Source organism: Streptomyces sp. NPDC093510 (genome assembly GCF_040683555.1).
Classification (GTDB): Bacteria; Actinomycetota; Actinomycetes; order Streptomycetales; family Streptomycetaceae; genus Streptomyces.
Genome location: NZ_JBFBEE010000036.1, coordinates 16914 through 32302, shown reverse-complemented (window position 1 = coordinate 32302; position 15389 = coordinate 16914). Strand labels below are relative to the sequence as shown.

Annotated in this window: 12 protein-coding genes and 1 tRNA gene; 6 read left to right on the top strand and 7 right to left on the bottom strand. The window is 69.3% G+C overall.

Translation table 11 applies throughout. The annotated features are described in order from the left end of the window. The first annotated feature begins 35 nt into the window (after positions 1–35). From hrpA to AB0N81_RS37735, 3 genes are all read left to right on the top strand, one after another. Entirely contained in the window at positions 36–4019 is a 3984-nt protein-coding gene (gene hrpA / locus AB0N81_RS37745; RefSeq protein WP_365366661.1) for an ATP-dependent RNA helicase HrpA, read from the top strand. Positions 4020–4114: 95 nt separating this feature from the next. Further along, positions 4115–4189: transfer RNA gene (locus tag AB0N81_RS37740), tRNA-Asp, on the top strand. Positions 4190–4462: 273 nt separating this feature from the next. Then, on the top strand, positions 4463–4711 hold the full coding sequence (locus AB0N81_RS37735) for a DUF6274 family protein (RefSeq protein WP_365366659.1): 249 nt from the start codon (positions 4463–4465) through the stop codon (positions 4709–4711). Positions 4712–5234: 523 nt separating this feature from the next. Here AB0N81_RS37735 and bldC read toward each other — a convergent pair. Beyond that, positions 5235–5441, bottom strand: coding sequence for a developmental transcriptional regulator BldC (gene bldC, locus AB0N81_RS37730; RefSeq protein ID WP_003949541.1), 207 nt, complete (start codon positions 5439–5441; stop codon positions 5235–5237). A 469-nt stretch (positions 5442–5910) separates the two neighbouring features. Further along, positions 5911–6744 carry a hypothetical protein gene (locus tag AB0N81_RS37725; RefSeq protein ID WP_365366657.1) on the bottom strand — a complete coding sequence of 278 codons (834 nt, stop codon included), beginning with the start codon at positions 6742–6744 and terminating at the stop codon, positions 5911–5913. 153 nt (positions 6745–6897) lie between these two features. Here AB0N81_RS37725 and AB0N81_RS37720 point away from each other — a divergent pair, with 153 nt between their 5' ends. Together AB0N81_RS37720 and AB0N81_RS37715 are read left to right on the top strand one after the other, a co-directional pair. Further along, the gene (locus AB0N81_RS37720) at positions 6898–7974 is read left to right on the top strand and encodes a Glu/Leu/Phe/Val dehydrogenase dimerization domain-containing protein (RefSeq protein ID WP_365366655.1); all 1077 of its coding nucleotides are present in this window, start codon (positions 6898–6900) and stop codon (positions 7972–7974) included. Positions 7975–8290: 316 nt separating this feature from the next. Further along, positions 8291–8545, top strand: coding sequence for a DUF3073 domain-containing protein (locus tag AB0N81_RS37715; protein WP_055568369.1), 255 nt, complete (start codon positions 8291–8293; stop codon positions 8543–8545). 117 nt (positions 8546–8662) lie between these two features. Here the strand turns inward: AB0N81_RS37715 and purM are convergent, their stop codons facing one another. Both purM and purF read right to left on the bottom strand, forming a co-directional pair. Further along, positions 8663–9736 (bottom strand): phosphoribosylformylglycinamidine cyclo-ligase, encoded by a 1074-nt coding sequence (purM, locus tag AB0N81_RS37710; protein ID WP_365366653.1) that lies wholly within the window; start codon positions 9734–9736, stop codon positions 8663–8665. A 36-nt stretch (positions 9737–9772) separates the two neighbouring features. Next, positions 9773–11299, bottom strand: coding sequence for an amidophosphoribosyltransferase (gene purF, locus AB0N81_RS37705; RefSeq protein WP_365366651.1), 1527 nt, complete (start codon positions 11297–11299; stop codon positions 9773–9775). A gap of 215 nt (positions 11300–11514) precedes the next feature. On the opposite strand from purF, the gene AB0N81_RS37700 reads away from it, so the two are divergent. After that, positions 11515–12975, top strand: coding sequence for a sulfatase-like hydrolase/transferase (locus tag AB0N81_RS37700; protein WP_365366649.1), 1461 nt, complete (start codon positions 11515–11517; stop codon positions 12973–12975). 19 nt (positions 12976–12994) lie between these two features. On the opposite strand, the gene AB0N81_RS37695 is transcribed toward AB0N81_RS37700, so the two are convergent. The 3 genes from AB0N81_RS37695 to AB0N81_RS37685 are packed head-to-tail and all read right to left on the bottom strand — an operon-like array spanning position 12995 to position 15387. Continuing rightward, positions 12995–13882: an META domain-containing protein gene (locus AB0N81_RS37695; protein WP_365366647.1), complete on the bottom strand. Its 888-nt coding sequence runs from the start codon at positions 13880–13882 to the stop codon at positions 12995–12997. 55 nt (positions 13883–13937) lie between these two features. After that, entirely contained in the window at positions 13938–14738 is an 801-nt protein-coding gene (locus AB0N81_RS37690) for a sterol carrier family protein (RefSeq protein WP_365366645.1), read from the bottom strand. A 10-nt stretch (positions 14739–14748) separates the two neighbouring features. Then, positions 14749–15387, bottom strand: coding sequence for a TetR/AcrR family transcriptional regulator (locus AB0N81_RS37685; RefSeq protein WP_365366643.1), 639 nt, complete (start codon positions 15385–15387; stop codon positions 14749–14751). Between the last annotated feature and the right edge of the window lie 2 nt (positions 15388–15389).

Here is a 15389-nt window from a genome sequence, read left to right as displayed (position 1 = left end):
CACTGCCGAGTCGCGGGTGAGATCCTGGACGGCGTATGTCTACGCAGCCCGCCCTCGCCCTCGACACCCTCGCCTCCCGCCTCTCCGAGCTCTCGCTGCGCGACGAGCACCGGATCGGCCGGCGGCTGGAGGGTGCGCGCCGGATCCATAAGCCCGAGGCCCGTGCCGCCGTCCTCGCCGAGATCGCGGCGGACGTGGAGAAGGCCGGGGCGCGGATGGCCGAGCGCGGCTCCCGCCTGCCCGTGATCACGTATCCGGAACAGCTGCCGGTCAGCCAGAAGAAGGACGACATCGCCGAGGCGATCCGCGCCAACCAGGTCGTGATCGTCGCGGGCGAGACCGGTTCGGGCAAGACCACGCAGATCCCCAAGATCTGCATGGAGCTCGGCCGGGGCGTGCGCGGCATGATCGGCCACACGCAGCCCCGCCGCATCGCGGCCCGCACGGTCGCCGAGCGCGTCGCCGAAGAGCTGGACACGCCGCTCGGCGAGGCCGTCGGCTGGAAGGTCCGCTTCACCGACCAGGTCGGCGCGGACACGTTCGTGAAGCTGATGACGGACGGCATCCTGCTGGCCGAGATCCAGACGGACCGCGAGCTGCGCGCGTACGACACGATCATCATCGACGAGGCCCACGAGCGCTCGCTCAACATCGACTTCCTGCTGGGCTACCTCGCCCAGCTCCTGCCGAGGCGCCCGGACCTGAAGGTCGTGATCACCTCCGCGACCATCGACCCCGAGCGGTTCTCGCGGCACTTCGGGGACGCGCCGATCGTCGAGGTGTCCGGCCGCACGTATCCCGTGGAGGTGCGCTACCGCCCGCTCCTCGAAGAGGACTCCGAAGACTCCGACCGCGACCAGATCACCGCGATCACGGACGCCGTCGAGGAGCTCCAGGCGGAGGGCGCCAGCGGCGATATTCTCGTGTTCCTCTCCGGAGAGCGCGAGATCCGGGACACGGCGGACGCGCTCAACAAGAAGAACTACCGGTTCACGGAAGTCCTCCCCCTCTACGCGCGCCTCTCGCACGCCGAGCAGCACCGCGTGTTCCAGCAGCACACCGGCCGAAGAATCGTCCTGGCGACCAACGTCGCCGAGACGTCCCTGACCGTCCCCGGCATCAAGTACGTGATCGACCCGGGCACGGCCCGCATCTCCCGCTACAGCCACCGCACGAAGGTGCAGCGGCTGCCCATCGAGGCGATCAGCCAGGCCAGCGCCAACCAGCGCAAGGGCCGCTGCGGCCGTACGTCGGACGGCATCTGCATCCGCCTGTACAGCGAGGACGACTTCCTCTCCCGCCCCGAGTTCACGGACGCGGAGATCCTCCGTACGAACCTCGCATCGGTCATCCTGCAGATGACGGCGGCCGGCCTCGGCGAGATCGAGAAGTTCCCCTTCATCGACCCGCCGGACCACCGCAACATCCGCGACGGCATCCAGCTCCTCCAGGAACTGGGTGCGCTCGACCCCACCCAGAAGGACCCGAAGAAGCGGCTCACCCAGCAGGGGCGCAAGCTCAGCCAGCTGCCCGTCGACCCGCGGCTCGCCCGCATGGTCCTGGAGGCCGAGAAGAACGGCTGCGTGCGCGAGGTCATGGTGATCGCGGCGGCGCTCTCCATCCAGGACCCGCGCGAACGCCCGGCAGAGAAGCAGACGCAGGCCGACCAGCAGCACGCCCGCTTCAAGGACGAGACGAGCGACTTCCTCGCCTTCCTCAACCTGTGGCGGTACGTCAGGGAGCAGCAGAAGGAGCGCGGCTCCTCCTCCTTCCGGCGTATGTGCAAGGCGGAGCACCTGAACTTCCTGCGCATCCGTGAGTGGCAGGACATCTACTCGCAGCTCCGTACGGTCGCCAAGCAGATGGGCCTCCAGCTCAACGACGAGGACGCCCCCGAGCAGCACGTCCACATCTCCCTCCTCGCCGGTCTCCTCTCCCACATCGGGATGAAGGACGTGAAGGAGTCGAAGGACAGCAAGGAGAAGGACCCCAAGCAGCGCGGCGGCGGGCGGGGCGAGTACATCGGCGCGCGCAACGCGAAGTTCGCCGTCTTCCCCGGTTCGGCGCTCTTCAAGAAGCCCCCGCGCTTCATCATGTCGGCCGAGCTCGTCGAGACCTCCCGCCTGTGGGCGCGGGTCAACGCGAAGATCGAGCCCGAGTGGGTCGAGCCGCTCGCCCAGCACCTCGTGAAGCGCACGTACAGCGAGCCGCACTGGGAGAAGGACCAGGCGGCGGTGATGGCCGTCGAGAAGGTCACGCTGTACGGCGTCCCGATCGTCACCGACCGCAAGGTGAACTACGGCCGCATCGACCCCGAGGTCTCCCGCGACCTGTTCATCCGGAACGCGCTGGTGGAGGGCGACTGGCGCACCCACCACAAGTTCTTCGCCGCCAACCGCAAGCTCCTCACCGAGGTCGAGGAGCTGGAGCACCGCGCGCGGCGCCGCGACATCCTCGTGGACGACGAGACGCTCTTCGACTTCTACGACCAGCGGGTGCCCGCGGACGTCGTCTCCGGGGCGCACTTCGACTCCTGGTGGAAGAAGAAGCAGCGGGAAGAGCCCGAGCTGCTCGACTTCGAGCGGTCGATGCTGATCAACGAGAAGGCGGGGGACGTCTCCAAGGACGACTACCCGGACTCGTGGCGTCAGGGGCAGCTCAAGTTCAAGGTGACGTACCAGTTCGAGCCGGGCGCGGACGCGGACGGCGTGACCGTCCACATCCCGCTCCAGGTCCTGAACCAGGTCACCGACGAAGGCTTCGACTGGCAGATCCCGGGCCTTCGCGAGGAGGTCGTGGTCGAGCTGATCCGCTCCCTGCCGAAGCCGGTCCGCCGGAACTACGTCCCGGCGCCCAACTTCGCGAAGGCGTTCCTGGAGCGCGCGGTTCCGCTGCAGGAGCCGCTGCATGTGACGCTGGCGCGCGAGCTCCAGCGGATGGTCGGGGTGCCCGTCTCGCCGGACGACTTCGACCTGACGCGCGTACCGGACCATCTGAAGATCACGTTCCGGATCGTCGACGAGCGGCGCAAGAAGCTCGCCGAGGACAAGGACCTCGAAGCGCTGAAGCTCCGGCTGAAGCCGAAGGCCCGCAAGGCGCTCTCGCAGGCGGCCGCAGCGACGGCCGAGCGGACGGGCGGCTCGGCGGTCGAGCGCGCGGGCCTGACGGACTGGAGCATCGGCACGCTCCAGCGCGTCTTCGAGACGCGCCGCGCCGGTCAGCCGGTGAAGGCGTACCCCGCGCTCGTGGACGACGGCGACACCGTCTCCGTACGCCTCTTCGACACCGAGGCGGAGCAGCAGCAGGCCATGTGGCGCGGCACCCGGCGCCTCATCCTGCGCAACATCCCGGTGAACCCGGGCAAGTTCGCCTCGGACAAGCTGACCAACCAGCAGAAGCTCGCCCTGTCCGCGAACCCGCACGGCTCCATGCAGGCCCTCTTCGACGACTGCGCGACGGCCGCCGCGGACAAGCTGATGGCGGACTTCGGCGGGCCCGTCTGGGACGAGGAGTCGTACCGGAAGCTGTACGACAAGGTGCGCGCCGAGATCGTCGACACGACCGTGCGCGCGGTCGGCCAGGTGCAGCAGGTCCTCGCCGCCTGGCAGGCCTGCGAGCGGCGCCTGAAGTCGACGAAGAGCCCGGCTCTGCTCGCCAACCTGTCGGACGTGCGGGAGCAGCTGAACTCCCTCATCAAGCCGGGGTTCGTGACGGAGACGGGGCTGCGCCGCCTGGCGGACCTGATGCGGTACATGGTGGCGGCGGACCGGCGCCTGCAGCAGATGCCGGCCAACGTCCAGCGGGACACCACGCGCATGGAGAAGGTCCGCGAGATGCGCGACGAGTACCTGTGGCTGCTGGAGCAGCTGCCGCAGGGCCGCCCGGTCCCTCAGGAGGCCCTGGACATCCGCTGGATGATCGAGGAGCTCCGCGTCAGCTACTTCGCGCACGCGCTGGGCACGGCGTATCCCGTCTCGGACAAGCGGATCGTGAAGGCGATCGACGCGCTCGCCCCGTGATCACCCGGGTACGCACGGTGAGTTCGACCGCCGGGCCTGCACTGCTGTAGAGTCCTGTCTCGCAGCGCAACGCGCAAGCAAGTGCCGCAAAGCAAGGTCCTGTGGAGCAGTTTGGAGTGCTCGCCACCCTGTCAAGGTGGAGGCCGCGGGTTCAAATCCCGTCAGGACCGCAGTAAGAGTGAGGGCCGCATCTATCAGGTGCGGCCCTCAGTCGCGTGCGCCGCGCCCGCGGCGGAGCCGCAATCAGACACAGCAAATCCCGTCAGGACCGCAGTAAGAGTGAGGGCCGTACCCATCGGGTGCGGCCCTCATTCGTGTGCGGTTCGTACCCACGGGCGGCCCTCGCCGTATGCCCTGGCCGTGCCTGGACGGCTTGACGGAGTCACATTCCACCGGTACTCCGGAGAGCAGGGGGCCGGCGGGAGGCCCCCAGGAGGTGACGCATGTCCGCTTCTCCGGCGTCCGCGCGGCACGAGACGCGCGCACTGCTCCGCGCACACCTCGCGGCGGCCACCAGCTACCGCCACGTGACCCGGCACTGCCCGATCTGCCACCGGCTGCTGAGACTCGCCCTGGAGCCCTCTCAGCGCGTCTCCGGCGAGCGTGAGGACCCCGACGGAGGTTTCGTGCGCGAGAGCGCCGCAGACGCCCCTGCCGAGCCCGGCGAGGACGAAAGTCCTCCCGACGCATGACCAAAGCCGACGCGCGACCCGCCTCCCCGGTGGCAGGCTGGGAGCCGAGGGCCTTCGAGTGGCGCCAGGACCCCTCTAGCGCAGGGGAGTTGTGCGCTACAAGATTCATGACGTGTGACGGGTGTCACCGAACTGGTTTAAGAAACCCCGGAACTTACACCCTTCATACAACCGGCCAATTTAATATGTGCAATTGCACCGCCCCCGGGGCGCTCCCCCGACATCCCCCCGGGCACCCCCTCGGCATCCCCCAGCGGCCCCCCAGAGACCAACAAGAGCGCCCACAGGTCCGCCCACCAGCACGTCCTCGGCGCACAAAAAAGATCGCGCTGGACCCGGCGGAGTCCAGCGCGATCAAAACGACGCACCCACGTGTGTCAGGCGTGGCTCCCGTTGGGGCGGGACCCTCGTCGCGTGTAGCCATATGTCGGACGTACGGCCAGGTTGGGGGACCTGGCAGCAGTGGTGCTCTTCGCCCGAGTTGTACGAGTTACTGCTGGTTGAGCGGTACTTCTGGCGTACGTCAGGCCTCGCTGCGCTGCTGCGGAATACCCGCGAGCAGTGCGCGGACCTCAGCCTCGCGGTAACGGCGGTGTCCGCCGAGCGTGCGAATCGACGTGAGCTTGCCAGCCTTTGCCCAGCGCGTCACCGTCTTCGGGTCGACGCGGAACATCGTGGCGACCTCAGCCGGGGTCAGCAGCGGCTCGGCATCAGGGGTGCGAGCGGTCATGAGCGGCCTCCTCGGGAGAACCGAACCTTCTCGGTTCATTCCTCTAAATTCTGCACCTTGACCCGCGTTGCCCGAAATGGCGGACGCGAGTCGAGTCGGTTATAGGACGAACGGCTTGTCCTCGGCACTACAACTACACCATCCGTCCAGCCGCGTCGGCCAAACCGATGGAATTGCCCTCCCAGGTGTTCATCACCGACGGAAGCCGATGGACCATGCCATAGCGGACAGTCACGCCACAGTGACGATCAGTCACAGAGCGATCAGGAGTCAACAGACCCCCCATAGAGTGCAATGCTGAGCATTCCGCCCATAGTTGGGCGGAAGGAGTCCTCCCCGGACTCCTTGTCCTATTTTGGCATGAGGAGGGGCGTTGGGCGCAAGGGCCCCGTAAGTGCGGTCCATCACGCTTGAGGCAAAGGCCCGGATCGGGACCTACGTCCCGCCGCCCGGCGGGGACCACAGATCCTCAGTTCGCGAACTGAAGATCCCGGACCGCCCGCCATCGCTCCACGAGCCTCGCATACGCCTCGCCGGCCGCCTCGTCGTCGCCGTCGCGCAGCGCCTCGATCCCCTCGGCCACGTCCGCCGCCGAGTGGTCCTCGTCGAGTTCGTCGGGCGCCACCGCGTGCACGAGCCCTCCGTAGTCGAGCTCGACCAAGGAGCGCGGGTGGAAGTCCTCCAGCCACCGGCCGACGTCCACGAGCCCGTCGATGAGCGGCCCCTCGTCCAGCGCCTCCCGCAGCGTCTTCAGACCGCGCGCGACCCGGCGCCGGGCCTGCACCATCGGGGTGCGGTAGCGAAGGTCGGGCGGGTCACCCTTCACGTACGTCCGCTCCTCGTCGGAGACGAGCACGAACCAGTGCAGCGGCACCTGCCACGTGGATGTACGAATCCACGGGCGCGCGTCGGGGTTGCGGGCCAGCCACCTTTCGTAGTCCGCCGCCGTCTGCCGCCGCAGCACGGGAGGGAGCACCGCGTCGAGGACCGGCGCGGGCAGCTGCCCGGCCAGCTCCCCCATCGCCTGCCAGCCGCGCAGCCGGGTCCGCCACGGGCAGACGCACAGCACCCCGTCGGCCTCCACCACGAACGCGTCGCCGCTCTCGTGCACCGGTACGGGCACCGGTGGCGTGGACACGAGGTCGGCCAGCGAGCGGCGGAGCTCGTCCTGGCAGGAGGGCAGGTCTTCGCGGCGGGCGTAGCGCGCCCAGTGGCCGCGCTCCGGTTCCGGGAAGGCGGCCAGCGGCTCGTACACACGCAGATAGGACGCGTACGGGACCGTCACCGATGACACCTTGGGCACGGCTGCTCTCTCCCCTATGGGTGGACTCGAAAACGTGATCCTCGACTCCGGGCGGTCAAGGTGGGTGGACAGCCTTTAGTCTCATGCCCATCGGGGCCCGCCACCCGTACGGGAGCCCGTCCGACCGCCGCCACTTGACCGGGAGTCACCACAGTGACCGAAGCAGACAACGGCGTCCTGCACACCCTGTTCCACTCGGATCAGGGAGGCCACGAGCAAGTAGTGCTCTGCCAGGACCGAGCCAGCGGCCTCAAGGCCGTCATCGCCATCCACAGCACCGCCCTGGGCCCGGCCCTCGGCGGCACCCGCTTCTATCCGTACGCGACCGAGGAAGAGGCCGTCGCCGACGTCCTGAACCTGTCGCGCGGGATGTCGTACAAGAACGCCCTGGCCGGTCTCGACCACGGCGGCGGCAAGGCCGTGATCATCGGCGACCCCGACCGGATCAAGAGCGAGGACCTGCTCCTCGCCTTCGGCCGCTCCGTCGCCTCGCTCGGCGGCCGGTACGTGACGGCCTGCGACGTCGGTACGTACGTGGCGGACATGGACGTCGTCGCGCGCGAGTGCCGCTGGACCACCGGGCGCTCCCCCGAGAACGGCGGCGCGGGCGACTCCTCCGTGCTCACCGCGTTCGGTGTCTTCCAGGGCATGCGCGCCAGCGCCGAGCACCTGTGGGGCGATCCTTCGCTGCGCGGCCGCAAGGTCGGTGTCGCGGGCGTCGGCAAGGTGGGCCACCACCTCGTCGAGCACCTCCTTGCGGACGGCGCCGAGGTCGTGATCACGGACGTCCGCGAGGAGTCGGTGACGCGCGTCGTCCACAAGCACCCTTCGGTGACGGCGGTGGCGGACACCGAGGCGCTCATCCGCACCGAGGGCCTCGACATCTACGCGCCCTGCGCGCTCGGCGGCGCGCTCAACGACGAGTCCGTGCCGGTCCTGACCGCGAAGGTGGTGTGCGGCGCCGCGAACAACCAGCTGGCGCACCCCGGGGTGGAGAAGGACCTCGCCGACCGGTCGATCCTCTACGCGCCGGACTACGTGGTGAACGCCGGCGGCGTGATCCAGGTCGCCGACGAGCTGCGCGGCTTCGACTTCGACCGGTGCAAGGAGAAGGCCTCGAAGATCTTCGACACCACGCTGACAATATTCGCACGCGCAAAGGAGGACGGCATTCCGCCTGCCGCCGCGGCCGACAGGATCGCCGAGCAGCGGATGTCCGACGCACGGTGAAAGAGGCCGGAATCTGATGTTCCGGCAGTACGGCACGTTTTGACAGGGCCCCGTCGACGTACACGAGAGACAAGACTCACCCCCATCGGCGGGTCGCCCGGCAAGAAGAGGTTAAAATCGCAGTTGACCAGCGAGGACGGGGCTCCTCGAGGGTTGTGCGCCTAGGCGCGTCCTGCGGGCGACGTACCGTATGGCCGCAGGAGCAGGTACCGTGGAAGCCCTACGGACCGGTCTCTCCACGGAGAGACCGTTCCAGATCATGAACGCGTGTCAAGACTCTGGGGCCGTCGAGCCCCGTATCCGAGGGGGTCGAGCCATGGGGCGCGGCCGGGCAAAGGCCAAGCAGACGAAGGTCGCCCGCCAGCTGAAGTACAGCAGCGGCGGGACTGACCTGTCGCGTCTGGCCAATGAGCTGGGCGCTTCGACTTCGCAACAGCCGCCGAATGGCGAGCCGTTCGAGGACGACGACGAGGAAGACGACCCGTACGCCCAGTACGCGGATCTGTATAACGACGATGAGGACGAGGACTCCGACGAGTCCGGTCCTTCGTCTCAGCGCCGCGGCGCTTGACCTCGTTGAATACGCATTATTTATTGCCTACGCAGTATTCGCAGTTCTCATAGCAACTGCACTTCACCCGGTCCGGGGGCACCACCCCGGGCCGGGTTCTGTGCTGTCCTGCGCTTCTTACTTCGCGTAGTCGCCGATGAGCTCGGCGCCCGTCGCGTGGTCGCCGCGGTCGGTGATCTCGCCCGCGACCCAGGCGTCCACGCCGCGGTCCGCGAGGGTGGTGAGCGCCGCGTCCGCCGACTCCTCGGGGACGATCGCGATCATGCCGACGCCCATGTTCAGCGTCTTCTCCAGTTCGAGGCGCTCGACCTGACCGGCCTTGCCGACCACGTCGAAGACCGCGCCGGGCGTCCACGTCTCGCGGTCGACGATCGCGTGCAGGCCGTCCGGGATCACCCGGGCGAGGTTCGCCGCGAGGCCGCCGCCCGTGATGTGGCTGAAGGCGTGGACGTCGGTGGTGCGGGTGAGCGCCAGGCAGTCCAGGGAGTAGATCTTCGTGGGCTCCAGGAGCTCCTCGCCGAGCGTGCGGCCGAACTCCTCGACGTGCCGGTCCAGGGCCCAGCCCGCGCGGTCGAAGACCACATGCCGCACGAGCGAGTACCCGTTCGAGTGAAGACCGGAGGCCGCCATGGCGATGACCGCGTCACCCTTACGGATGCGATCCGGGCCGAGCAGGCGGTCGGCCTCGACCGCGCCCGTGCCGGCGCCCGCGACGTCGAAGTCGTCCGGGCCGAGCAGACCCGGGTGCTCCGCCGTCTCGCCGCCGACGAGGGAGCAGCCCGCGAGGACACAGCCCTCGGCGATGCCCTTCACGATGGCGGCGACGCGCTCGGGGTGGACCTTGCCGACGCAGATGTAGTCGGTCATGAAGAGCGGCTCGGCGCCGCACACGACGATGTCGTCCATGACCATCGCGACGAGGTCGTGGCCGATGGTGTCGTAGACGCCCATCTGGCGGGCGACGTCGACCTTCGTGCCGACGCCGTCGGTGGCGGAGGCGAGCAGGGGGCGCTCGAAACGCTTGAGCGCGGAGGCGTCGAAGAGGCCGGCGAAGCCGCCGAGGCCGCCGAGGCCCGCGACCTCGGGACGCTGGGTCTTCTTGACCCACTCCTTCATCAGCTCGACGGCGCGGTCGCCCGCCTCGATGTCGACGCCCGCGCTTGCGTAGCTGGCACCAGTGGTCTCAGACATGACGGTGAGAACTTTCGTGTCGTACTGCGTGGGGTCTTACGGGCGACGGATCGCGTCGGCGGCGGCGGTGCTCGCCGGGCCCGCGGCCAGTTCCGTCTCCAGAAGCTGCTTGCCGAGCAGCTCGGGGTCGGGCAGATCCATCGGGTACTCGCCGTCGAAGCAGGCGCGGCAGAGGTTCGGCTTGTCGATGGTCGTGGCCTCGATCATGCCGTCGATGGAGATGTACGAGAGGGAGTCGGCGCCCATGGACGTGCCGATCTCCTCGATGGTCATGCCGTTGGCGATGAGCTCGGCGCGCGTCGCGAAGTCGATGCCGAAGAAGCACGGCCACTTCACGGGCGGGGACGAGATCCGGATGTGGATCTCGGCGGCGCCGGCCTCTCGGAGCATCTTGACCAGGGCGCGCTGGGTGTTGCCGCGGACGATCGAGTCGTCGACGACCACCAGGCGCTTGCCCTTGATGACTTCCTTGAGCGGGTTCAGCTTGAGACGGATGCCGAGCTGGCGGATCGTCTGCGAGGGCTGGATGAACGTACGTCCGACGTAGGCGTTCTTGACCAGGCCCGCGCCGAAGGGGATGCCGGAGGCTTCCGCGTACCCGATCGCGGCGGGGGTGCCGGATTCGGGCGTCGCTATGACGAGGTCGGCCTCGACGGGAGCTTCCTCGGCGAGCTTGCGGCCCATCTCGACGCGCGAGAGGTAGACGTTGCGGCCCGCGATGTCCGTGTCGGGGCGCGCGAGGTAGACGTACTCGAAGACACAGCCCTTGGGCTTCGCTTCCGCGAATCGGGACGTTCGCAGTCCGTTCTCGTCGATCGCGACGAACTCGCCGGGCTCGATCTCGCGGACGTAGCTGGCGCCGCAGATGTCGAGCGCCGCGGACTCCGAGGCGACGACCCAGCCGCGCTCCAGGCGGCCGAGGACCAGCGGGCGGATGCCCTGCGGGTCACGGGCCGCGTACAGCGTGCTCTCGTCCATGAAGACGAGGGAGAAGGCGCCCTGAACCTGCGGGAGGATCTTCATGGCGGCGTCTTCGATGGTCAGCGGCTTGCCGTCGTCGTCCACCTGGCCCGCGAGGAGAGCCGTCACCAGGTCGGTGTCGTTGGTCGCGGCGACCTGGGTCGCGCGGCCGTTCTCCTTCGGGAGTTCGGCGACCAGCTCGGCGAGCTGGGCCGTGTTGACGAGGTTGCCGTTGTGCCCGAGCGCGATGGAGCCGTGCGCGGTGGCACGGAACGTCGGCTGGGCGTTCTCCCAGACGGAGGCTCCGGTGGTCGAGTAGCGGGCGTGACCGACCGCGATATGACCCTGGAGCGAGCTGAGAGAGGTTTCGTCGAAGACCTGGGAAACGAGACCCATGTCCTTGAAGACGAGGATCTGGGAGCCGTTGCTGACCGCGATTCCCGCGGATTCCTGGCCCCGATGCTGGAGGGCGTAGAGCCCGAAGTAAGTGAGCTTTGCGACCTCTTCGCCTGGAGCCCAGACACCAAAGACGCCGCAAGCGTCCTGGGGGCCCTTCTCGCCGGGAAGCAGATCGTGATTGAGTCGACCGTCACCACGTGGCACGCCACCGAGTGTAGGCGAGATCGACCACTGGTCCGAATTGGGGATACGGGCCCTGCACGGAGGGTGAGCGCGATCCGTCGCCGGGGCCGTCGCAGCCCGTTCGCGGCGCGAGTGCTTCGGGCGTACGACAGGGCTGTGAACTGCGACGACGGCTTTGTGAACAGGGGCTTCGACGCGTTGACGGCCCTTCCGGCAGCCCGTGAGGCTCCTGATCCATGCAGCCTCATGGATTGTCACGGTCTTCTCGGTTGTCCCGGCGCTCCTTCGCCGGCGGAGTGGCGGGCGCCGCCGTCGGCGTGGGTGCAGTGGGCGCCGCGACGCGCGCCGACGCCGCGTCCGGCGCACCCGCCGAAGCCGCCGAAGCCGCTGCCGAGCGGCCCTTCGCCGCCGCGCGCGGGCGGCACTCCCGGCGGCCCAACATCCTCTTCATCCTCGGCGACGACCTCGGCTGGGCTGATCTCTCCTCCTACGGGTCGCCGCACATAAGAACCCCCAATCTGGACCGCCTCGCCCGCCAGGGCGTGCGGTTCACGGACGCCTACTCCGGGTCCGCGACCTGCTCGCCCACCCGCTTCAGCCTGTACACGGGGCGCTACCCCGGCCGTACGAAGGGCGGACTCGCGGAGCCGATCGCCGACAGGTCCGTCGGCCTCGACCCGACCCACCCCACGCTCGCCTCGCTGCTGCGCGACGCCGGGTACGCGACCGCCCTGATCGGCAAGTGGCACTGCGGATACCTGCCGGACTACTCCCCCACCAAGTCGGGCTGGGACGAGTTCTTCGGGAACTTCGGCGGGGCCTTGGAGTACTACTCGAAGCTGGGGCTCGGCGGGGAGTACGACCTCTACGAAGGCGCTGTCCGGGAGGGCGACGCCGAGTACAAGGACCTGCGGTACTACACGCAGATCCTGACCGATCGGGCGAGCGACTACGTACGGCGCGACCACGGGGACAAGCCGTGGCTGCTGAACCTCAACTTCACCACCCCGCACTGGCCCTGGATCGCGGACGGCGACAAGGAGGAGAGCGCCGAGATCGTGCGGAGGATCAAGGCGGGCGACAAGGGCGCGCTCCGGCACCAGGACGGCGGCTCCGTGGAGAAGTACGCGGAGATGGTCGAGGACCTGGACCGCTCGGTCGGCGAAGTGCTGCGCGCGCTGCGGAAGTCCGGGCAGGAGCGGGACACCCTGGTGTTCTTCGCCTCCGACAACGGCGGTGAGCGCTTCTCGTACAACTGGCCGCTGTCCGGCAACAAGGGCTCGCTCAAGGAGGGCGGCATCCGCGTGCCGACCATCGTGCGGTGGCCGGCGCGGATCGACGGCGGGCAGGTCAGCGACGAGCCCGTCTACACCCCGGACTGGACGGCGACGCTCCTGGAGATCGCCGGGGCCCGGCCGCACCCGGCGTATCCGCTGGACGGGACGAGCCTCGCCCCCTACCTCCTGAAGGGGAAGGCCGTCGCCGAGCGCGAGCTGTTCTGGCGGGTGCGCGGGGAGCGGGCGCTGCGCCGCGGGAAGTGGAAGTACTACCGCGGCAAGGGCGGCGCGGACCAGCTCTTCGACCTGGCGGCCGACCGGCGTGAGCAGGCCGACCGGGCCGCGGGCGAGCCGGAGCTACTGGCCGAGTTGCGGGCGGCGTGGGAGCGGACTGACGGGGAGCTGCTGGCGTACGGCTGAAGCCCCGGGCGCCGTGCGACTACTTCGCCGGCTTCTCGGTGTCCTTCTGGTCCGCGTGGCCCGCCTGGTCCGCGTTCGCCCTGATCACGGTGCCGTCGGCGGCGGTGATCTTCAGGGTGTCCCGCGCCACCTCGTAGCGTGCCGTGCCGTCGAAGAGCTTCAGGAGCTTGCGTTCCGTGGTCATCGCCTCGCCCGGGCACATCTTCCGGGTGGTGGCGGGGGCGCCGAAGGTGATGCGGCCGTCCTTCGCCTCGGCGTTGGCGGTGACGGAGTTGCAGCCGAGGTTGCCGCGGACCTTGCCGTCCTCGCCGAAGGTCAGGTGGACCTTGTCGGCCACGTCCTTCGGCAGGGACGCGGTGGTCCGGGCGTCGCCGACGGCGTCGACCTTCCACTTGGTGCCGGTGAGCGGGGCGTCGGGCTCGGCGGGCTGCGAGCTGAAGGCCACGCGGTCTCCCTTGGCGGTGGTGAGGGTCATGCGGTCGCCGGTGACCTTCGCGGTGAACTTCTCCTTGCCGAGGGCGCGCAGGGCGTTCTTCTCGAACGTCATGCGGCCGCCGTCCGTGCAGGCCCGCTTCGTCGTCAGGGGCTGCCCGAACTCCACGGTCCCGCCCTTGATCGTCACGTCGGCGCCGACCGAGTTGCAGCCGAAGCTGCCGCCGGCCCGCCCGTCCTTACCGATCTTGAGGTAGGCGTCGCCCGGCGCGTCGTGCTTCTTGCCGCCCAGGGTGAGGCTCTCGACGGTCCAGCGGACGCCGGTGAGAGCCTCCCCGCTCTCCGCGGAGCTCTCCACGGAACGGCCGCCGGAGTCGCCTTCGGAGCCGGCCCCCGACTCGGTGCCGCATGCGGTGAGCAGCAGCCCGGCGGAGGCCAGCGCGGTCAGGGTGAGGGTCAGTCGCTGCGTGTGCATGACGATGTGACGGGACAAGTGGGGGAGTCGGTTCCATCCGGCGCCCCGGCGCGGGTCAGCCCATGATCGGGAGCAGCCCCGACAGATCCGCCCGCTCACCGCTCGCGCTGACCTGCGCCGCGCCCAGCGCCGTGGCCCAGTCCGTGCGGCCGGTCGCGAGGCGGATCCAGGTGAGCGGGTCGGCCTCGACGACGTTGGGCGGGGTGCCCCGGGTGTGCCGGGGGCCCTCCACGCACTGCACGACCGCGTAGGGCGGAATCCGCACCTCGGTCGAGGCGCCCGGCGCCTTCACCGCGAGGGCGTCCGCGAGCAGCCGGGCACAGGCGGCCAGCGCCTGGCGGTCGTACGGTACGTCGAGTTCCGGCACCGCGTCGTTCAAGTCGTCCGTGTGGACGGTGAGTTCGACGGTCCGGGTGACCAGGAAGTCGCCGAGGGTCATGGCGCCGAAGCGGGAGGGCACCAGGCGGTCGTCGGACGCGGCGGCCAGGGACTCCTCGATGCCGGTGAGCGTGCGTGTGAACAGGTCGTCGAGGCCGGCGCCGGCGCTCTCGGCGATGGCGCGGGTGTCCTCGTCGACCTGGGCGGCCGCCGTGACGGTGGCGAACGGCCAGTCCATGAGCGGCACTTCGTGCTTCTCCGGTTCCGGCATGCCCAGGTAGCGGTGGACGGTGCCGAGGACCATCGCGAGGTGGGCGGCCAGTTCGTGCACGGTCCAGTCACCGAGCCGGGTCGGGCGGGCGAGTTGCTCGGGCGTGAGGGTGCGCGCCGCGTCCCGTACGTTGCCGAACTGGGCGAGGACCGCGGTGCGGATCTTGGCGGAGTCGTACGAACGCGTGCGCTTCTTGGCCGGTGGCATGGTGCCGAGCCTAAGCGCTTTCGGGGTACCCCTGAAGTCCCTTTTCCACCAGATCGAAGGCGCGCTCGGCGGCCTCGGCGCAGTCCTTCGCGATCTCGTCGATCGGGTCGCCGGCGAGGGTTCGCTCGTGGTTCTCCATGATGAGCGCGTTCCGGGCGCCGATCAGCTGGGCGGCGGCGACCCGCGCGAGGAGCATGTCGCCGGTCTCCTCGGCGAGGGCGTCCGCGAGGAGCTGGACGCTACGCATGTGGAAGATCACCACCCGGTGCGCGAGCGTCGGTGTCTCCTTGATGAGCTGGCGCACCTTGAGGGTGCGCGGGTCGCCGCTGAGGCCGATCGACGGGTCGTGTCCGGGGATCTGCTCCAGGAACTGGCGGCGCGCCGCGGCGACCGCGGACTCGCCGGGCCGCCGCTCGCGCACCGCGCGGGCCGGGTCTCCCGCGTGCTCCTCCATCGGGCCGACGAGCACGCCCTCTTTGGTGCCGAAGTAGTTGAAGACGGTCATCTTCGACACGTCGGCCGCCTCGGCGATCTCCGCCACGGAGACGTGGTCGAAGCCCCGCTCGGAGCAGAGGTCCACGGCGACCTGCCAGATCCGCGCGGCGGTCTGCCGCTTCTTGCGCGCGCGCAGCCCCAGCTCCTCAGTCATGC